Source organism: Chitinophaga niabensis (assembly GCF_900129465.1).
GTDB classification, from domain to species: domain Bacteria; phylum Bacteroidota; class Bacteroidia; order Chitinophagales; family Chitinophagaceae; genus Chitinophaga; species Chitinophaga niabensis.
Window position 1 is genome coordinate 1,639,476 of record NZ_FSRA01000002.1, and the last position, 20,111, is coordinate 1,659,586.

General features: G+C 46.5%; 16 protein-coding genes. 8 read left to right on the forward strand and 8 right to left on the reverse strand.

Annotation, left to right across the window (positions count from 1 at the left end):
- Positions 1-176 precede the first annotated feature (176 nt).
- Positions 177-659 (forward strand): RNA polymerase sigma factor, encoded by a 483-nt coding sequence (locus BUR42_RS23935; protein ID WP_074242096.1) that lies wholly within the window; start codon positions 177-179, stop codon positions 657-659.
- Between the two features lie 12 nt (positions 660-671).
- On the opposite strand, the gene BUR42_RS29820 is transcribed toward BUR42_RS23935, so the two are convergent.
- On the reverse strand, positions 672-827 hold the full coding sequence (locus BUR42_RS29820; RefSeq protein ID WP_159442337.1) for a hypothetical protein: 156 nt from the start codon (positions 825-827) through the stop codon (positions 672-674).
- 100 nt (positions 828-927) lie between these two features.
- Positions 928-1,458, reverse strand: a complete 531-nt coding sequence (locus tag BUR42_RS23940) for a DinB family protein (RefSeq protein WP_074242097.1) — start codon at positions 1,456-1,458, stop codon at positions 928-930.
- A 126-nt stretch (positions 1,459-1,584) separates the two neighbouring features.
- Here BUR42_RS23940 and BUR42_RS23945 point away from each other — a divergent pair, with 126 nt between their 5' ends.
- From BUR42_RS23945 to BUR42_RS23975, 7 genes are all read left to right on the forward strand, one after another.
- On the forward strand, positions 1,585-2,154 hold the full coding sequence (locus BUR42_RS23945) for an RNA polymerase sigma factor (RefSeq protein ID WP_074242098.1): 570 nt from the start codon (positions 1,585-1,587) through the stop codon (positions 2,152-2,154).
- A gap of 54 nt (positions 2,155-2,208) precedes the next feature.
- Positions 2,209-3,342 carry a FecR family protein gene (locus tag BUR42_RS23950; RefSeq protein ID WP_074242099.1) on the forward strand — a complete coding sequence of 378 codons (1,134 nt, stop codon included), beginning with the start codon at positions 2,209-2,211 and terminating at the stop codon, positions 3,340-3,342.
- A gap of 199 nt (positions 3,343-3,541) precedes the next feature.
- On the forward strand, positions 3,542-6,811 hold the full coding sequence (locus BUR42_RS23955; RefSeq protein ID WP_074242100.1) for a TonB-dependent receptor: 3,270 nt from the start codon (positions 3,542-3,544) through the stop codon (positions 6,809-6,811).
- Between the two features lie 17 nt (positions 6,812-6,828).
- Positions 6,829-8,340, forward strand: coding sequence for a RagB/SusD family nutrient uptake outer membrane protein (locus BUR42_RS23960; RefSeq protein ID WP_074242101.1), 1,512 nt, complete (start codon positions 6,829-6,831; stop codon positions 8,338-8,340).
- Positions 8,341-8,365: 25 nt separating this feature from the next.
- Positions 8,366-9,208, forward strand: a complete 843-nt coding sequence (locus tag BUR42_RS23965) for a PKD domain-containing protein (protein WP_074242102.1) — start codon at positions 8,366-8,368, stop codon at positions 9,206-9,208.
- Between the two features lie 54 nt (positions 9,209-9,262).
- Positions 9,263-10,360, forward strand: coding sequence for an acyltransferase family protein (locus BUR42_RS23970; protein WP_074242103.1), 1,098 nt, complete (start codon positions 9,263-9,265; stop codon positions 10,358-10,360).
- A gap of 30 nt (positions 10,361-10,390) precedes the next feature.
- Positions 10,391-10,759 carry a RidA family protein gene (locus BUR42_RS23975; protein WP_074242104.1) on the forward strand — a complete coding sequence of 123 codons (369 nt, stop codon included), beginning with the start codon at positions 10,391-10,393 and terminating at the stop codon, positions 10,757-10,759.
- Here BUR42_RS23975 and BUR42_RS23980 read toward each other — a convergent pair whose 3' ends face one another.
- The 6 genes from BUR42_RS23980 to BUR42_RS24005 all read right to left on the reverse strand — a co-directional run bounded on the left by BUR42_RS23980 (position 10,760) and on the right by BUR42_RS24005 (position 20,069).
- Positions 10,760-11,860, reverse strand: a complete 1,101-nt coding sequence (locus tag BUR42_RS23980) for a DNA alkylation repair protein (protein WP_074242105.1) — start codon at positions 11,858-11,860, stop codon at positions 10,760-10,762.
- Between the two features lie 8 nt (positions 11,861-11,868).
- On the reverse strand, positions 11,869-13,773 hold the full coding sequence (locus tag BUR42_RS23985) for a glycoside hydrolase family 2 protein (RefSeq protein WP_159442338.1): 1,905 nt from the start codon (positions 13,771-13,773) through the stop codon (positions 11,869-11,871).
- Between the two features lie 35 nt (positions 13,774-13,808).
- Positions 13,809-16,376 carry a glycoside hydrolase family 16 protein gene (locus BUR42_RS23990; protein ID WP_074242107.1) on the reverse strand — a complete coding sequence of 856 codons (2,568 nt, stop codon included), beginning with the start codon at positions 16,374-16,376 and terminating at the stop codon, positions 13,809-13,811.
- Positions 16,377-16,485: 109 nt separating this feature from the next.
- A complete protein-coding gene (locus BUR42_RS23995) occupies positions 16,486-18,270 on the reverse strand; it encodes a histidine kinase (RefSeq protein ID WP_074242108.1) in 1,785 nt (594 codons plus the stop codon).
- 95 nt (positions 18,271-18,365) lie between these two features.
- Positions 18,366-19,169 (reverse strand): helix-turn-helix domain-containing protein, encoded by an 804-nt coding sequence (locus tag BUR42_RS24000; protein WP_074242109.1) that lies wholly within the window; start codon positions 19,167-19,169, stop codon positions 18,366-18,368.
- Between the two features lie 12 nt (positions 19,170-19,181).
- Positions 19,182-20,069: an oxidoreductase gene (locus tag BUR42_RS24005; protein ID WP_074242110.1), complete on the reverse strand. Its 888-nt coding sequence runs from the start codon at positions 20,067-20,069 to the stop codon at positions 19,182-19,184.
- Between the last annotated feature and the right edge of the window lie 42 nt (positions 20,070-20,111).

Sequence of the window (20,111 nt, forward strand, 5' to 3'; positions counted from 1 at the left end):
AAAGTACCCCAGGCTTAAAACCACAAAAAGCAATATCGGATGTAATGATGCTTTTGTTGCCTGAAATGCAGGCAGGTGTAGATGAAGTGTTTATTTATACAACAAAAACCTCCATTTGTAGATTGACCCCGCAATTGACTGCGCCTAACTTTGCAGGCACAATAAAACAATATCCAATGTCTACCGCAGAATTCGACACTTTGTTAGTAAACAGTAGTGACTTCCTGTATCCATATGCGCTCAAGCTTACACGGGATCACGATGAAGGGAAAGACCTCTACCAGGAAACTATTTGTAAAGCCTTATCCAACAGGGATAAGTACAAGGCTGGTACCAATATCAAAGCCTGGTTGTACATCATTATGCGCAATACCTTCATCAACGGCTACCGCCGCAAGTATAAAATGATGCTGCATATTGAATACGGTCTCGATCATGTGGACCATCACCCCACAGAAAAAGATGTAAGCCTGTTCGTAAAGGATATCCAGCAAGCCATCGGGCAATTGCCGGTGACGCTGAGAAGGCCTTTCATGTTGTATTATGAAGGATACAAGTACCAGGAAATTGTTAAGATCCTCGCTGAGCCGCTGGGTACTATTAAGAGTAAGATCTTCGGAGCCAGGAGAATGTTGAGGGCAAGTGTGAAAAGGTATTGATCACTTTTTTATTCACTCCTGCACCTGGCTCATATAGCTATCTCCAATAGGCAGTTCAATATCGGCAAGCCGCAAAACGCCATCGTAGCTTCGGCGTAACGCACCGGTATCCGCTGTAAGGAAGGAAAGCCCATCAATGCCGGCGCCATCCCATAGGGTGTATCCCAACCGATACACCTTGTTTAGTCTTATTAAACCCTTCACATAGGGTCATCCTTTACCACTCGTTCAGGGATCCTATACCTGGGGGATTTTAATTTCCCTAAACTCACTTCCCATGGATATTAAAGAAATTATAATCTGTCATGGGAGCATCGGTGAAACCAAGGTTCCGGCCGATTGTCGTGATCTGCCCCCTGTGGTAGGTGCCATGGTTCACAACATGCATGATATATTCAAAATTGGCGAAGTCTGATTGGAACCAGGGACTCACTACCATTGTTTTTTCATCGATCTGCTCTGCAGACATGCTGTCCAGGAAAGCCACAAACTCTTCAGATTGCGCTACGATAGCGGAAAACACTTCTTCCAGGGTTTTGCTTTCCTCCCAATTGATATTAGGGGTTTCGTCCCTTCTGATAATAGATAACCAGTATTGTTGCGCCTGCAGGATATGGAAGAGGGTTTTTCTCACACTGGGAAAGCTGGAAGGCACTTCCTGTTCCAATACACTTTCTTCTTTGGTCCTGAGCCAGTTAACCAGGGTAGTATTAGCCCAGGCATTGTACCGGATATAGTTCTTTGTTAAATAAACGATAGATGTTTCGGTTGCTTGGGCGATAGTTGCAGTGTGTTCCATAATGTTGTAGTTTTTAATTGTAATACAAAGTAAATGGGGGTTAGTGACAGGAGTATGTCAGTAGCTTTTAAAGAATTTGAGATTTTTTTTCAGATCGGGGAATAATTTACCTAAAATTGTTCCGGGATGCCGCTGATAACTGACAAACACCTGTTAATAAAACTGAAGGAGGGCGACGAGCAAGCTTTCCGGGAATTATATGTGCGGCATCACCGGCAGGTATTGGCTTTCGCGATCCATTTAACCCATTCCGCCGTAGATGCGGAAGATATCCTGCAGGACACTTTTCTCCGGATCTGGACCAACCGTTCCCAATTACCTGATATTGAACGCTTCGACAGCTACATTTTTATGATAGCCCGCAACCGTACCCTGGACCATTTACGTAAAGTAGCCCTTCAGCAAAGGCTGATAGACCAGGTATGGGCCAACATCTCCGATATCTCCGAAGAAAACCCGGCCATAGAACTGGATGCCCGGGAAAGCAAACACCTGGTCCACCAGGCGCTGGAGGCCCTGTCTCCTCAGAAACAGACCGTTTTCCAGCTAAGCCGGCAACAAGGGCTGAGCCATGAAGAGATTGCCCAACAGTTGGGCCTCTCCAAAAGCCGGGTAAAGAACCTGCTGGTAGAAACCCTCAAACACCTTCGGGTATTTTTAGCCAGGCATTCCAGCCTGCTGACAATATTTTTCTAAAAATTCCGGTCCTTCCCTTCCTCCCGTACGTCTTTATTTAAACGCAGCTTCCATATGCCGTACGATCCGTCAAGAATAACATACCTGCTTCAACGCTATACAGATAAATCCTGTACCAGGGAAGAACTGGAAGAATTGTTTGCTGTGATCGCGGCGGCAGAGAACGATGAAACCCTGCACCAGTTCATGGAAGCCGAGTTTCACCGTTTCAACGGGGAGGAATCATTCCCCCAGGTAGATACGGAAAGCGTTTATGCCAGCATTGTTAAAAAGGAACCAAGGCGGATCTTTACCCTCCCAAGAGTAGCTGCCGCCGCAGCAGTTTTATTATTAGCCACCTGGTGGTTCACACAAACAAACAGAACAACTACCGTCCCGGAAATAACAGCAGAAAAGAAACCCATCCTCCCTGGCAGCGACAAAGCCACTCTTACTTTAGCAGATGGTTCCACCGTAACGCTGGACAGTGCAGGCAACCAGGTGATCAGCCGCGGCGATACAAAGATCTCCCAACAGAACGGACAATTATTATATAGCAGCGCAGGAAAAACAGCAGAAGGTTACAATAAATTATCTACTCCCCGCGGTGGTCAGTTCCGTGTAGTATTGCCGGACGGTACCAAAGTATGGCTGAATTCCGCCTCCTCTCTCCGCTACCCTATGGCCTTTACGGGAAAAGAAAGGATTGTGGAGCTGGAAGGGCAGGGATATTTTGAAGTGGCGCAGAACGCAGAACAGCCTTTTAAAGTAAAGGCGAATGAGATGGAAGTACAGGTACTCGGCACCCATTTCGATATCATGGCCTATGCAGATGAAAACACCGTGAACACCACTTTGCTGGAAGGGGCCGTACAGGTAAAAGAAGGAAATACAGCCCGTTTGCTGAAGCCCGGCCAGCAGGCCATTTTGAAGAGCCATGCTTTCACCGTACAGGAAGCCGATGTAAAGAAAGTGACCGCCTGGAAGAATGGACTTTTTGTATTCAACGACATGGCCCTGCCGGCTATCTTAAGAGAAGTGGCCCGCTGGTACGATGTAGAGATCGTATATGAAACAACACCCGGTACAGAACTCTATGGAGGCGGTATTGCCAGGAAGCTTAACCTGGAAAATGTGCTCACCCTGCTGGAAGGGAGCGGATTCAACCATTTCAGGGTAGAAGGAAGAAAAGTGATCGTATTACCATAAAACAAAAAAACACGTTATCGTCAACCAAAAATAAAAAACCGGATTCCGATTGCAGTCGGGACCCGGTGTACATCTGGCATTTTAATAAATCTCTGTAGGATCAATCAAAATTATTACCAAACACCACAAAAGTATGCAATTCAGTTGTAATGCAATAGCCCGCCATTCATGCGGGCTGTCAACCAAAATTTTCAGGGTTATGAAACTAACCACATTCCTGCTGCTGATCACCTGTCTGCATGTCTCTGCCGCCGGTTACTCCCAAAAAGTAACCATGACGGTGAAAGATATGCCACTACGGAAGGTTTTCGCAGAAGTGATCACGCAAACCGGCGTTTCCATTGTGTATTCGGAAAAAGTATTGTCCAACACCCGCCCGGTTACCCTCAATGTAAAGGACGTAACCGTGCAACAGTTGCTGGAACTTTGCCTGAAAGACCAACAGGTAATGTACGCACTGGAAGGCAACAGTTTCGTGATCAAGAAATTACCGGCCGCAGGCATTGAAACAGCCGCGCCCAAAGCAGCAGATACTACTATTACACAAACCGGGAAAATTACGGCTTCAGACAATTCCCCACTCCCAGGTGCTACTATTTTAATAAAAGGAACAGCAAGAGGTACCCAATCAAATGAGCAAGGCCTCTTTATGTTAAAAGATGTCCGACCCGGTGCAATCCTCACCATCAGCAGTATCGGTTTTGTTACCAGGGAAGTTAGTGCAACCGGCCAGCCACTGAGCCTGGTGTTGCAGGAAGACACCAGGAACTTCAACGAGATCGTAGTGGTAGGATACAGTGACAGAAGGAAGAGTGAACTTACAAGCTCCGTAACTACCGTTTCTTCAGAAAAACTGAAAGATGTAACCACGAATGATGTGGGCTCCATGTTGCAGGGAAAGGTAGCGGGCTTGCAGGTAGTAAATAGTTCCGGTGTACCAGGCAGCGTTTCAGAGATCAGGCTGAGGGGTGTTTCTTCTGTGAACGCATCTCAAACACCCCTCTATGTGGTAGACGGTATCATTGGTGGCAATTTCGATCCGAACGATGTGGAAAGCATTTCCGTTTTGAAGGATGCCGGCGCTACTGCTATGTATGGTTCACAGGCCAATGCCGGTGTGATCATTGTTACCACTAAAAAAGGCCGTGGTGATAAAGTAAGGTTCGAAGCGAGAGCTGTAACAGGTTTCCGCCAGCCGGACTTTGGCAAGATAGATATGATGAATGGTGCGCAATTATACGAACGCCACAAAGAATTATACCGTGACTATATTCCCGGTACTACCAATAGCTCACACAAGATAGATCTGCTCAAATTCTACAGTGAACGCCCAAGGGAACTGAGGGATCAGAATTACAACTGGCTCACTACCATGTTTCCCACAGCACCGGTGCAGAACTATTTCATTTCCGCCAGTGGCGCCAATGAAAAGAATGAATATTACACAAGTATCTCCTATTATAATGAGAAGGGTACTTTCCTGAATACGAATTTCCAACGGATCAATCTGCGCGGTAATTCCACGCATCACTTCTCTAAAAAAGTAAGCGTTACCAATAACATCAACCTCAGCGCCGCGAGCGGTAAGAGCTTCAATTATGAAGATGTGTTCTATGCTTACCTGAACATGCCATGGGATAACCCATACGATGCAAATGGCCAGCCGGTATATGTGGATGGTAATACTACTTCCAAATGGTGGTCAAGGGATAAAACGAACCCGGTGCATACGATCCGGAATTCCAATCATCCTTATAAGAGCTTTAATGTCAACTATGACCTGAACCTGAATATCCAGATCACAGACTGGCTCTCCTTTTCCAGTACCAACCGCGGCGCGGTGAACTATAACAAGTCAACGGATTTCTATTCTCCGGTGGTGGCTGGTTTATATCATGGAACCGGTTTCCTGAATGAACTGGGTACACTGAATTATGGTGTGATCTCTACGGACCTCCTGAAATTCAATTTCCGCAAAGGTGATCATTCTATCAGCGGCCTCGCAGGGGTGGCTATTGAGAATAGCAAAACAGAGATAGTAGGTGCATCCGGTAAAGGATTGCCCACCGGCCTCTCTGTTTTGAATGTGGTATCCAATAATCAATTGGTTACCGGCCGTAACGATCAGGGCATCCTGCAATCCCTTATTTCACAGGTGAACTACGGCTTCCGCGATAAATATTTCCTCACGGCTTCTTACCGGGTAGATGGTTCTTCGGCCTTTCCTTCCAGTAAAAGGTACGGTTCCTTCCCCGCTGTGTCAGCAGCCTGGATGATGAGCAAGGAATCCTTCCTGCAAGGAGTGGAGTGGCTGGATGAATTAAAGCTCCGTGGCAGCTACGGCGTAACGGGCACACAGGATATCGGATCTTCCCGTTACCTGGGATTGTATTCATTGAGCAGTCAGTATAATGGTGGCACCGCGGCAGTTCCTTTACAATTGCCCAGCCCGGACCTCACCTGGGAAAGTAAGCACCAGCTGAATGCCGGTATCGATGTGGGATTATTCAAACGCGTGAACTTCACCGTAGATGTATATAATAACGTGACGAAGAACCTGCTGTTACAGGTATCCCAGCCACTCTCCGTTGGTTTTGAACAACGTTGGGAGAATGCGGGCGAGATCGTAAATAATGGTGTTGAATTCGGTATTAGCAGCGTGAATATTAAAACGAAGGATTTTGAGTGGAGCACAGATTTCAACATCAACTTCAATTCTAACAAATTACAGAAACTACCCAGCGACATCATCCGCACACAGCCTACCTGGAGCATTTCACAGATCTACCGCAATGGTGGCAACCTCTATGAATTCTATATGCCTAAATGGTTGGGTGTAGATAAAGAAACAGGTGCGCCCCAATGGGAAGTGCTGGAAAAAGATGCAGACGGAAAAGTAGTGTCCCGCGAAGTAACGAACGATTATGCCAGCGCCACTTACCAGGAAGTAGGATCTGCGCTGCCTAAATTCCAGGGCGGTATCACCTCTCAATGGAAGTATAAGAACTTTAGCCTGAGCGTGAATGGTTATTTCATTTCAGGTAATAAAGTGTTCTCTAACTCTTTGCGTTTTGTAATGAACGATGGCATGGAGCCTTACTACAACCAGATCGTATTGCCTTCTGGTTATAAAACCTGGACCAAACCAGGAGACATTGCCACAGAGCCAAGTCCGCAGAATGCAGCCAACGCTACGGAAACATCCACGCGTTACCTGAAAGATGGCAGTTTCTTATCTATCAGAAATATTTCACTGTCCTATACTTTGCCAAAAACATGGATCAGCCCGCTCCGTTTGGATGGGGTTACACTTTCATTAACGGCGGATAATGTTTACACGTTCACGAAGTTCCTGGGGCAGGACCCTGCCACCACGATCTCTTCCGGCAGTTATGTGATGCCCGGCCTGTCCGACTTCAAGTATCCCAATAATCGCCAGTACCTGTTAAACGTTAACATCCGGTTTTAGGAAAAAATTATAAGATCATGAAAACAAGATTCATTTTACAACTACTTATTATACCGCTGTTAATGACCGGCTGCCTGAAAGATGTGGATCCCAGCGATTCCCTCACCACTGGTACTTTAACAGGGACCAAAGAAGGATTGCAGCAGGGGCTGAATGGTGCCTATGCTTTGTTCAAAGACCATGTGTCTTTCAACGGAACGGTAGACGGGAATAACATGTATCTGCGCCAGTATTTCCAGATGAGTGATTTTGCAGGAGATGATATTGTATGTGGCCAAACCACCACGGACCCGCTGTTTTACAGTTTCTCCGGGGACCATACCGCTACACAAACCAACAGCCGCTACTTCTGGTATATCTCTTATAAGATCATCAATGATGTAAATACCGTACTGGAGTCCGCAGAGAAGATCGCGAACCCGGATGAAAGCATCAAACAGCTGATCGGGGAATGTTATTTCTTAAGGGCCTTCTGTCATTTTAACCTCGTAAGGTTATATGCCAAACCCTACACACACGATCCGGCAGCTGCAGGCATTATCTTACGCACTTCTGTAAGTGATCCGGGACAAAAAGCAAGGGCCACTGTTGCGGAAGTATATAACTCCGTTGTAGCGGATGCAGAAAAGGGTGCAGGGCTGATGGCCCAGCCCCGGGGTGTACAGTTTGCTTCCAAAGAAGCTGCATGGGCTTTGCTTTCCAGGGCATACCTCTACAAAGAGGCGAACGACAGTACTATTTATTATGCAGACAAAGTGATCGGCTCTAATCGTTTTACATTAGAGACCGCCGCAAGTTTTCCTTCCCTGTTTGCGAATGCGCTCACCGGCAAAGAAACCATCTTCTGTGTGGCTTTTACCGCCGCGGATGATTATGGAAAGGCGGGTTCCATTGCTTCCATGTTGTATTCAGATGGTAACTCCGGATGGGGAGAAGAATATGCTTCCCAATCATTACGTGATACCATGTCCGGCCATATGGAAGACGTAAGATGGTCTTACATCAAACCCCTGAAAGTGGGAAATGTGATCCAGAAGAAGAATGGCATTGATATCTATTACATCAGCAAATTCTCCTTCCAGGGAGGAAGCCCTACGCTGAGTTCTCCTATTATGTTCCGCCTTGCGGAAATGTACCTGAACAAAGCAGAGGCGATGGCGAAATCCAATAATGCTGCCGGCGCACTGGCGGCTGTGGATGTGATCCGCCAGAACCGTGGTTTGGAAAATTCATTATATAACGGAGTACTGCCTGCCGGTAAAACTGCACTGCAAACCGTATTGAAAGAAAGACGTATAGAACTGGCCTTTGAAGGACACCGCAATTATGATGTGTACCGTAATAAACAGGACCTGAACAGAACATACTGGGGGTATCATTTACCGGGGTTGAAGGAATCAGATATCAACCTGGCCGTAAATCCCACCAACTACGCCAATATGATCACAAAATGGGATAATAACCGCATCATCTATTACATTCCGATAGATGAGATACAGACCAACAAACTCTGTGGACAGAATCCCTGATTGCTAACTTTAATGCCGCATTATCATGAAGATCATTAAATATATTCTCCTGCTGCCACTGATAGCCGGTTGTAAAAAGGACGAAGTAAAACCGGAAGCAGATATTTTTTATACCGTTGACATAGCAGATAAAACGGTAACCTTCACCAACGAAACCAGTGGTGCCGTTTCCTACCGCTGGGAATTCGGGGATGGGGCTACTTCCACAGAACAAAGCCCTGTACACACGTACCCTGAAAAAGGTAAATATGTGCCCACTTTATATGCCACCACTAAAGATGGCCGCGTATCTGAAGGCTCCACAGTGATCTACATTGCCAAAACATCGCCCGTGAAACTGAATGATAATTCACTGGCAGACTGGGATAACGTATCGCAATACGTACTTACTTCCGGTGCCGGTGAAAAATTCTTCCGCAAAGCGAAGTTCGATTACGATGCATCCTATGTATATGTATACCTGGAAGTGAACAGTACAGAAGCCAACGGAGATATCTACGACTTTTACCTGGATACAGATAATAGCACCACTACGGGTTTGCTGACCAGTATTCCCGATGGCGGATACGATGTACTGCTGGAAGGAAATATCCTTGGGGACTGGCTGGATGCCTTCAACCACAAAGGAGCACAAAACGCCTTCTCTTTTGAACCCAGTGGTGCAACAGAACATTTCCAGGTAGGTACTAAAGTACAGAGCGGCGGTGTGCTGAAGTTTGAAATGCGTATCGTTCGTTCCAAGATCAAAAATTTAGCTGCTACCACCGCCTTCCGTGTAGGTATCATGGCCACAAAAAGCGACTGGTCTGCCGGATTAGGCCAGATACCTGATGCCGGGCAACCCTCTCTCCTGATCAACTTTGAATAACATTATAACCGGGGCATTATGGCCCCGGTTATTTTTTTGCTATTTTGTACAGATATGACCACTACCTTAAAACCGGAAGGAAGATTATTATCCTTAGACGTCATGCGGGGCATGATCATGATCTTCCTCGCTGCCGAAAGCGCCAATCTCTACCACGCTATAGAAGACTTACAACCAGGTGTACTGATAGATCAGTTCTTTCACCATCCCTGGCATGGCCTGCGTTTCTGGGACCTGATACAACCTGCCTTTATGTTCATGGCCGGCACGGCGATGTACATAGCCGTAGAACGTAAAAGGAGCAAGGGTGTATCCGAACGGGATAATTTTAAACACATTGCCATACGGAGCCTGAAGTTATTCCTCCTGGGCACCGGCCTGCATTGTATTTATGCGGGCAAACTGGTATGGGAACTCTGGAACGTGCTCACACAATTATCCTTTACCACACTGGTGGCTTATTTCCTGATCAGGAGATCCTTCACTGTACAGATAGGTGCCGCATTGTTCATGATCATCCTCAATGATGTACTCTACAGGACCATCCTGATGCCGGGTTTTGATCAGCCATTTGTACAGGGGCATAATTTCGGGGCTTATATGGATACGTTGTTCATGGGTAAGATCAATAACGGAGGGTGGGTAACGATCAACTGCATTCCCACCGCTGCGCATACCATTTTAGGGGTAACCGCAGGAAAGCTATTAATGAGTTCCCGGTCTTCCGCGTTTAAAATAAAAACCCTCATCATATCCGGCCTGATTGCCTTAGCGCTTGGTTATGCGGTTGACCTGAGTGGTATTTCCCCTATTATCAAACGCATCAGCACCGGCGGATTTGTTTTAACCTCCCTGGGTTATGTTACCCTCATCCTTGCAGCCCTGTATTGGTGGATAGATATAAAAGACCATAAGAAATATACCTGGATTGCCGTGGTAGTGGGCATGAATTCCATTTTCATCTACATCTTCTTTGAAACCGTAGGGTATCAATGGGTTAATGGGGCCGTGGGTATTTTTGTGAAAGGAGGTTTGGGCTTTTTAAGCATCCCCGAAAACTGGCAGACCCTTGGTTCGGCAATAGCCGTACTGCTGTTAGAATGGTATCTTTGTTACTGGCTGTATCAGAAAAAGATCTTTTTTAAGTTGTAACTTTACGGGGTAACCAATATCCCTATATTCATGACCTATCAGCCAATTGAGCCAACGGGCGCAGCCTATTCGCAGGCTTATGCAGTAAGCAGTCCAAAACGATTTGTATTTGTAAGCGGCCAGGTGCCGGAAGACGAACGGGGTTATATTCCCGATAATTTCCGGGACCAGTGCAGGCTTACCTGGCAGAACATTGAGGCCCGCCTGAAAAATGCCGGCATGACGCTGGAAAACATTGTAAAGATCACCATCTTCCTGGCCAGCCGCCAGTTCCGAGAAGAGAATTTCGAGATCAGGAATGAAGTGCTGGGCGATCATCAACCCGCTATGACCATTGTGATCGCCGGGATCTATGATGATCAGTGGTTATTGGAGATAGAGGTAGTAGCCGCAGATTAACTACACTAATAAGAACTCCCCTGTTATCTTCTCCTGCCCGTTGATGATAACAGACATCTCATGCTTTCCCGCATAGAACGTTCGTGTAGTGATCAGGATAAATTTCTGCTTCCTGAGGATCTCCGCCTGCTCACCCGGCCCGTATGGTTTCTCGCTGATCTTAAACACTTTTTTGGACAAATGCCCATTGGCCTTCCTGTAATAGATCGCATATTCCAGCCGCACGGTTTGTGTAGTCGTGTTATTGTTACGGATCGAAAATGAGAATGCCAGGGCATCACCTATCTTCACTTTCGGTGTGAGTATTTTAAAGTTACTGAGTTGTATATTGCCCCCATCCAATCCATAGTACTGCAATATCTCTGCATGTCCCTGCTTCAGTAAAGTACGGCAGCCATGTTTGATAATAGCATCCGTTTCCTTCCCGATCCCTTTCCATTTTTTAGCAATGTTCAACACCAGCTGGGGATGATCTTTTGAAATATCATTGAGGTTGTTCGCTACACTGCGCCTAACCCATTCCGAAGGATCATTCTTCAGGTTTTCCAATAAGGCCAGCACAGGCAATGGATCTTTCTTTAATGCAGGAACAGCCATCGCCCAGGGTAATTTAGGGCGCATCCCTTCACTGCTCAACCGCCTTACTTTATGATTTTTGTGTAGGGACCATTTCGTCATCTGCTGCATCATCTTCTCTCCATACTTTAAGAGGAAAGGCCTTACTGCAAATTCACAACTTACAAACTGTGTAACCTGCTCCAGTGCCTTAACTGAATGCTGGTAATGTTCCAGGCCATACACCTCTATATAATCAGGCAGGATCATAAAGGCCAGGCTGTCTTCCCCGAAATCGTTTTCCCGCAGGGAGCTGATGATCTTTCCTAAAAGCTGGGTGGTAGCAGCATAATCTTCCGGAAAGAAAGAATGAAGCACCGTAGTAGTGTGCCTCATTCTTTCTTTTAATTCCTTCAGCTCAAAATCTTTCGTGAAGATGCGCTTGAGGAATTCCTTTTTAGAAAAGGAAGGAATATGTTGTATAAGTATAGTTGAAAATCCTTCGTAGAATTCTTTGGAGTAAATTTCTTTCAGTAAACTGGCCATGCGTAAATTTATAACTTCTGCCGCAGGATCACAAAATCACCCGGTTTGATCAACTCCACCGGGCCATTCCCCGTATTAAAAGTTAATGTCTGCGTATCACCGGGTTGCATAACCGGGAGGTTAAGTGTCTGATCCCCATGTTTTACTTTATATCCCTTCAGCGTATAAGCAGGGAAATCTGCTCTCGACTTAATCCTTACGGTTAGTTTACCGCCCAGGTTACTGACTATTTCTATTAATGCCGGAGAGAATTCTTTCTGTATGATGTTATAGGATTCCCGTAATTGCCTGTCTGGCGTAACAATACCCCAGGACCTGTATCCATCCGGATTGGTCTGTGGGTACCGGCTGAGATAATCGTTATACGTCCAGATGGAAGCGCCCACTACATAATCTGCTTTCCGGAAAACGGCGATAGCATCCTGCAGGTATTTGATCCTGTCCTGTTCCGTTTTGTTGACGGTGGCCATGATGCCAAATTCACTGATGTATACCGGTTTGGAAGGATATAGTTCATGAATGCGCGCCACCCATTCTGCATGTTTGGCATATACATTCGCACTCACGAAATCAACATATTGAGAGGCCTCATCTTCCGGTTTTTTAATGTAATCCCTGAAAACAATATTACTTGCAAAAGTGATCAGCCGGGTAGCATCCAGCTCTCTCGCAAACTGGGCCATGTCTCTTACCCATGCCTGTCCTTCCGCACGGTGAGAATAGAATTCATTACCTAATGAATACGCGATCACGGAAGGATGATTCCAATCCCTTTCCACCATTTCTTTCATTTGAGACCTGAACTTTTCCCGGATCAGGGGATCGGCCATTTGTTTCGGGGAGAGTTGCCAGTTGCCGGCTTCTGTAATGATCAGCATACCATGTTTATCAGCCCAGTCCAGCAGATCTTTGGAAACGGCATGATGTGCAATGCGCGATAGCTCCATGCCGGAGGATTTGATCAGGGTAAGGTCTTGCTGCAATACATGGTTTGGATCAAGCGATCCCTGGCCCGGATAATCAGCTGGCCGGTTACAACCGCCCATTTTTACCGTCTGCCCGTTCAATAGCAACTGCGCATTCTTTACTTCAATTTTCCGGATCCCGAAATTACTTCTTACCGTATCTTCTCCGCTTATTACTTCTGCCATATACAGATACGGATTATCGTGGCTCCATAGCTGTACATCTTTTGCAGGAAGGGTAACCTGTAAGCCTCCATTTACCGGTTTAAAGCTGGCAGGTAATTTTTGCCCGCCGCTATAGAGGTTAATGAAGGCGCCATCCGTGCGGATAAAGATCCGTGCAGTACCCTTTTTCAGATCGGGTTCTGCTTCTATTTTCAGATGGTGTACGTATGTGGAAGGCCTGATCTGCAAAGCAACAGGTTTGGTGATCCCACCGTAATTGATCCAGGGGTACAACTGTGCGCCGGGAGCATTATAGTTTGAATCCCTTGTTCTGGAACCGGGAATAGTAGTGCTATCCCATGAATTATCTACTTTGATGGAAAGGGTATTCTTTTGCCGGAGATGTTGTGTTACATCTATAGTGAAAGGGGTATACCCTCCTTCATGACCACCCACTTTATGTCCGTTCAGCCAGATCTCGCATTTATAAAACACTGCATCAAAATTGATGAAAGCTTTATAGCCTGGTTTCAGCGGTTGTGCATCAAATTTCCTGAAATACCAGGCATTACCGGTATAGAAGAAGAACCGTTTATCAACAGAATAAGAATGCGGTACTGTTACTTTATCCAGCTTGTTATCCGGAAATGTTGGTGCTGTCCATCCATCCTGTTCCCCGATTTTCTGTGGGTCCAGGGCAAAGGACCAGTCGCCGTTTAGCGACTGTGCATATGTAGAGACAGTCCACATGATCACAACCGCCAAAAGAATAATTCGCTTCATTATCATCGTTTAAAAAACTTACAATCCAACTTCTTCTATTGTTTGAAAAACTTGCAATCTAACTTCTCTGCTCCCGTTTGATAGGAAGCAATGTACAAGCCTGCTGTGCGGTCTTTAATTCTCACTGTATAGTTAGACCTTCCTTTCTCTGCAGTGATTGCCTGCGCGTGTACGATCTTCCCGCTTCCAATGTTAACGATCTGGAGGAAGCCCTGCATCTTTTCCTTTGCCTGGATGATCACCTGCAAAGTCTGCCGGTCACTCTGCGGTATTACTTGTAAGGAAGCAGATGAAACAGCCCTTGCAGGCTCAGCAGCAACAGCCAGCCCGCTATGCATCAAAGCAGCACTTGTGTCCGGCGCTAACGCAATTCCCCTGATAAGTGTATTAGTTGGCGTAGTAGCTAACAGGGTAACCGGCATACCTGCAAAACTGGCATTATACCCTGTAGTGTCTAAAACGGCAACAATCTCACTATTCTTACGGGTTGCATATAATACAACATGCCCATCGGATTGTTCGCCTGTAAGCCCCCTGTAAGTATCCGCAATACTACCGATCTTTCCATTCAATACCCAACTCCCTGATACCAATGAGTATTTGGACAATGCATTAGTCCCTTCCTCGGCCACATACATCACATCTAAACCCGCCACTGAAGTACTAAGGTCTGCAAAGTAAATGCCATAAGGACTTCCCGAAGCAGTGGCAAATCCCGGAAGGTTCGTTAATATCTGCCCTGCTGTTTTCGGAAGGCCCGTTCCTATTTTCGCGATGCGGTAATTGGTGGCAGTGGTAGAAGTATATAACTGGTTGTCGAAGATCTGCAGGCAGCGGCCTGTTTGGGTAGCCAGGGCAACGGAAGCAGCGGAGCCAAGTGTAGTATATCTGATCCCATTGTTCCCGCCGGTTGTCCAGATATCTGTGCCATTACTTGTTACGGCAGACCTTACCACCACACCGCTGAAAGTATTCAAACTGGTGGTAGTATTAATTGTGCCTGCGGCATTGACAATTCCAATAACCCTGTTCAGGGTGGAAGTACTTACACTGGCCAGTCCCGGAGCGGCATCATAACCTGCGAGTGCAAGAAAACGTCCATCAGGAGAACGGCTGAGGTATCCTTCTGTATGATTTGTTGCAGATACGGCCAATGTGAGTTTTTTATTGAGGCCAATAGCGGCGACCGGCATGGGGATACTTCTCACCAGCACACCGGCGGGCGTATATTCATCGAGGAAAACAGGATGCGCATTCCCTGTCACCAAAGCAGCCGTGCCATCTCCGATCCTCGTTACCACAATATTTCCCGCAATGAAGGGTGGAAAATCCAGCAAAGGTTCTACATGCAGCACATTCGAATTGCCGCCGCTGCCAACAGGTACAAAAGCAGTATCCGTGGTCAGCAGTAATTTATCGCAGCGGGCAAAGTTCTGCGAGCTGTCAAATATTTTGATCGTAACATTTCCTTTCGGGAGATAGAACGTACCGCCGTTCTGCCAGGCGTAGCCATTGATGCCATGCGTACCAAATTCTCCGGCTACTAATTGCCCGTTCACAAACACTTTGAATTTCCTGGTGCCGGGGCCGATAGCAAAATCCCTGGCCCTCACCCATAACTTATAAGTACCTGCGGAATCTATGCGGATAGTGGTAGTAGCAGTAAGTTCACTGCTATCCCTTCCCGCCACGCGGGATGTGAAACCCTTCAGTACGGTGGCATTTTCATCGAATTCTTTTGTCCAGTTCTTCGGGTCTTTAAAATCTTCTGCTTCTATCCAGAGATCATGACCTGTTGATTGAACAGGAAGTTTCAGAGAATCCAGGTAAGCGATGAAAGCAGTTTTACGTGTGTTGTAATTGGCAGGAGATATTTCATAGCAACGCAGGTAATCAAAGAACACAGCACCAGAATCTGTAGCATTGGGTTTGGTGGCAATACCGGATAACCAGAGATAGAGATCATGTGTGGGCAAGGCCCTTGTGTCTATCGTTTTAACCAGTGTGCCGTTATAGAAGTAGTTGAGATAGTCCGGCGTATATTCAAAACCGAAGGTATTGTAGGAGGTAGTAAGGTTTTCCGTAACCGTTCTGTAATCCCTGTTGGCATTGCCTTGTATGGGATACCACTGGATAGTGCCATAGGTGTAATAATTAGCCGCGTAATCAGGATAGTGCTCAAAGCAATCTATTTCTATCCTGTTCATCGTCTGGCTGCTACCGGCATTGGGATCATCGAAACCACTCAGCCAGGAAGTCCAGAAGGCCTCATGCCATCCGTAACCGCCGTCTATTTTTACACTTACTTCGTAGTATCCATACCTGCGGGGAGTTTTGGTGATGATACCACCGCCGGTGAATTCCTTCCCCATGAAAGATTCTTTTTTCAGATCGATCCTGATCTTTCCACTGTCCTGCGCTACATTCTCAGATCGCTGATAACTGGTGCCGCTGGACCCGATGCGGTATTTCCACATCGTGGTATCAAGCGTGGAGGTATTGAATTCATCTGACCAGGTGAGTGTATAACCTGAAGGAGCCTGCGCCTGGCTTTGCAATGCAAAAAGGAGGAACAGCGCGATTGCGTGTACAGTTTTTCTCATGGAAGTTCATAATGTGGTTAATTAAATTTGAAGATTTAATTCCTTTATACACCACATATGCCAGCCGAAATAGCCATGGGAGCATTCCCATTCTGTGGGAACATTCCCATTATACGCTGTACAGCACTTCTTCCGGAGCTTTGGCGATAGCATGCTCCAGTGCAAAACGGATCAGTACCAGGGTACCATCCACTTCGCCGTTTGTAAGCACATCTTCTTTGGATACGGAGATACTGCCAGGCACATCTTCATTCATAATATGCACCCTTTCCGTAGTGAGGTCGCTATGGGGAGTTGGGCTAACGCCTGCTTTCTGGTCCATGATCAGTTTGGCGGCAGTTCTGCCGATACCGTTATCCCGGATGCTGCAGATCAGTTGGGTGGCCGTGCAGGAGAATTGAATATGGATCTCTCCATGCCGGTTGCTGTTCATGATGCCATGATACAAGGAGTTCTCTACGTAATGATATAATAACAAAGGAGGAATCCTGATCTCATTAACGGGTACGTCTTCAGCTACCTGCAGATCGTAACTGAATTTGCCGGTAAACCTGATATGCTCCATGCCCAGGTATTGTTCCAGCATCAGCACTTCCTCCGCAACACTCACCGTGGTTACATTTGCTTGTTGAATGATCAGCCGCATGAAGCGGGAGAACCGCGCCACGTATTTCAACGCAATGGATTTATCTCCCTGGTTGATGTAGTACTGCATGTGATTGAGCGAATTGAAAATGAAGTGCGGGTTCATTTGTGCCTGCAATACTTTCATTTGCAGTTTCCGGTTCATCAGGGCAATCTCTTCGTGTTGCCGGGTGATGATACTATTGCGTTGGATCAGCTGGTCGTTCAATCTTTTCTTTGTTCTGTAACGATTGTATAACAGGATGGTGATGATCACAATTACCAATGCGCCGCCGATGGAAATGTTGCGCATCATTTTCTGATGTTCCACCTGTAATGCCGTTTCAATTAGCCGCTGGGATACGAGTTCCCTTTCCTTCGTCAGGAGTTCTATATCTGCGCTCTGCTGTGCTGTTTCGTTCGTACCCGGTCCGTCCATAATGATCCGGCCTATTTCACTTCCCAGGTATTTGGCCAGCAGGGAATCCGTTTTCCGCTTGCAGGCAAAGCTCTGGAAGTATTCATTCACAACAGGTCCCCAGTCGCTGTTCTTAGAAAAGATCCCTGCAAAACCGGGGCGCTCCGTTACCAGGATGTGCTGGCGTTTCACTTTGATCCCCTTCTGCAAGGCCACTACATAAATGGTGAGTGGAATATACCCGAAACCATTCTGCCTGCCGGCTATCTTCCGCAATACTTCATAATCATCGTATTCGCTGTAGATGGTAAAGTTCCGGCGTGCCTGCAGTTTTTTGAGATCATCTTCCATGGTGGTATGCGCCATGGTATAACCCTGTAACATTTGAAGATGATCAAAAAAAAGCTGGGGAGTAGTGTAGAGGGGTAATTCATTACTGGTAACAAGGATGTTGAGGTCTGGCATGTAAGGAGGGGTGAAATTCACTTCATGCCTGCGCTCCGGGGTAATGGAGAAAAAAGACCAGCCAAACACCCCCGGTGCTGTATGGTCCTTTACTTTACGGTATATGCTTTCGAAGCTGCCCGCATTTTCCCATTTGATACGGAGATCGTAATTGTATTTCTGTTTTACATATTGCACAAAGGACTCCATCAGCTCAAATTCCACGCCCTGTAACTGTCCTTTGCTGCCCGCGTAAATGAATGGGTCTATATCATACCAGTAGGCCGTGATGGTACCTTTGCCTGCTTTTTGCACCTGCGCCCAGCTATCAGCTTCGTTAATGCCATCCGCAAAAACCGGAGAGCAGGTAAAGAGCAGAATAATTATTGTACGCAGCAGCCTCATCATATACAGTAAAAATACTGAATAGCAGGAGATTTAGCCTGCCCGGTTTAATGTTTTTGGGTCCCGGATTAATGAAAGCGCCCTCCGGCTTAACGGATTCAGGCCCTTTTATCCAGCCTGGAAGGCGCAACTCCGTAGGCTTTTTTGAAGGCAAAGGAGAAATGGGAGAGGTCTTTGAACCCTACTTCCAGGTATACATCAGAAGAGCGCCAGCCTTTTTCCTTGATCAGGTGGTAGGCATCATCCAACCTTTTTTGCTGTAACCAGCGGTTAGGGGAAGTATGGAAGATCTTCTCAAAATCCCTTTTGAAAGAGGCCAGGCTCCTGCCCGTGAGGTAGGCAAACCGGCTGATATCCACATTGAACTTATAGTGTTCATTCATATAAGCCTCCAGGTCAATTTTCCCGGGAGCACTGAAATCAAACAGCACATCCTGCAAAACGGGATTCGTTTCCAGGAGGATCATGATCGCTTCTTTTACCTTTAAGCCCATGAGGATGGGACTGCCTTCCATATAAGGTTTGAGAGAGTCTATGAAGTTTTTAAAGAGCGGGTTCGGTTTCAGCAGCAGGGCATTTTCTCCTGTGTACGTTTTTTTCATTTTCAGACCGTGCTCTTCACTGACCGCATGCAGGGTTTCCTGGTCCAGGAATACGGAAATAGACCGGAACTCTTCGCCCGGAGGAGGTTTTTTCAGGAATCGCGCCAATTGGTTCTTTCTGAAAAAGAAGTAATCTCCCGGGTTGATATTGTATGTTTTGCCGCTTACCATTATTTCCAGCGTGCCGGACAACTGGTACCCGAACACATGTCCGGGTACAAACTGTTCGCCTTCCCTGTTCTTTTCAGTATAACAGGAGTATAGAATAGGTGGTCTGTTATCTTTTTCCTGCGTGGGCATATGCATTCAAAGTTAATTGTTTTTAGCGTTGGTGAGTGTTTTGCCCATCTCTGTATCCAGGAAGTTCACTGCTTCATCATGGTCTGTAGAAAGGCTCACCGGTAACCACTTTTCCATTTCTGCATCCCTGTCTGCATTTGCTTTTTTAAGCAAGCCGATAGCTTCGCTGCCCAAAACCAGGTGTACAGGCGGAGTGGGATCATCTGCCAGGTTGATCATGGCTTTTGCTGCTTTTGCAGGATCACCCATCGGCACAAAATCTCCTTTTCTGATGTATTCTGTTATCCAGTCTACCGTGGTTTCATACCCTTCTACTTTTTCTGCATAGGTCATGGAGTCGCCGGCCCAGTCTGTTCTGAATCCGCCGGGTTCTACAGAAGTAACGTAAATACCTAATGGTGCTACTTCTTTTGCCAGTGCTTCAGAAAAACCACTTACGCCGAATTTTGCGGCCTGGTAAATAGAAACGCCGACATTACCGGTACGTCCGCCAATGGAGCTGATCTGTAAAATACGTCCTGAACGCTGTTTGCGCATGTAAGGTAAAACCGCGCGGGTCACCTCAATGGGGGCGTAGAGGTTCGTTTCGAGCTGACTGCGTACCTGCTCATCCGTGAAAGCTTCTGTAGCGCCTGTGATGCCAAAGCCTGCATTGTTAACCAGCACATCTATCTTTCCAAAATGCGCAACAGCGTCTGCTACTGCCTGGTGTATTTGTTTTTGCCGGGTCACATCCAGCTGGAGTGCGAGGAGTTGTGCAGGATATTTTTCCCGGAGGTCTTTTAATTGCTCAGGTTTCCTGGCGGTTGCGGCTACCATGTCGCCTTTTGCCAGTACTGCTTCTGTAAGGCTGCGTCCCAGCCCTCTTGAACTACCTGTGATAAACCAGATCTTTGCCATGTTTTTATGTTTTATAACACAAAGGTCGGGCGATTACCGGTA

Coding starts and splice junctions, on each gene's coding strand:
- BUR42_RS23935 (WP_074242096.1), top strand. CDS start 177: ATGTCTACCGCAGAATTCGACACTTTGTTAGTAAACAGTAGTGACTTC.
- BUR42_RS23940 (WP_074242097.1), bottom strand. CDS start 1,458: ATGGAACACACTGCAACTATCGCCCAAGCAACCGAAACATCTATCGTT.
- BUR42_RS23945 (WP_074242098.1), top strand. CDS start 1,585: ATGCCGCTGATAACTGACAAACACCTGTTAATAAAACTGAAGGAGGGC.
- BUR42_RS23950 (WP_074242099.1), top strand. CDS start 2,209: ATGCCGTACGATCCGTCAAGAATAACATACCTGCTTCAACGCTATACA.
- BUR42_RS23955 (WP_074242100.1), top strand. CDS start 3,542: ATGAAACTAACCACATTCCTGCTGCTGATCACCTGTCTGCATGTCTCT.
- BUR42_RS23960 (WP_074242101.1), top strand. CDS start 6,829: ATGAAAACAAGATTCATTTTACAACTACTTATTATACCGCTGTTAATG.
- BUR42_RS23965 (WP_074242102.1), top strand. CDS start 8,366: ATGAAGATCATTAAATATATTCTCCTGCTGCCACTGATAGCCGGTTGT.
- BUR42_RS23970 (WP_074242103.1), top strand. CDS start 9,263: ATGACCACTACCTTAAAACCGGAAGGAAGATTATTATCCTTAGACGTC.
- BUR42_RS23975 (WP_074242104.1), top strand. CDS start 10,391: ATGACCTATCAGCCAATTGAGCCAACGGGCGCAGCCTATTCGCAGGCT.
- BUR42_RS23980 (WP_074242105.1), bottom strand. CDS start 11,860: ATGGCCAGTTTACTGAAAGAAATTTACTCCAAAGAATTCTACGAAGGA.
- BUR42_RS23985 (WP_159442338.1), bottom strand. CDS start 13,773: ATGAAGCGAATTATTCTTTTGGCGGTTGTGATCATGTGGACTGTCTCT.
- BUR42_RS23990 (WP_074242107.1), bottom strand. CDS start 16,376: ATGAGAAAAACTGTACACGCAATCGCGCTGTTCCTCCTTTTTGCATTG.
- BUR42_RS23995 (WP_074242108.1), bottom strand. CDS start 18,270: ATGATGAGGCTGCTGCGTACAATAATTATTCTGCTCTTTACCTGCTCT.
- BUR42_RS24000 (WP_074242109.1), bottom strand. CDS start 19,169: ATGCCCACGCAGGAAAAAGATAACAGACCACCTATTCTATACTCCTGT.
- BUR42_RS24005 (WP_074242110.1), bottom strand. CDS start 20,069: ATGGCAAAGATCTGGTTTATCACAGGTAGTTCAAGAGGGCTGGGACGC.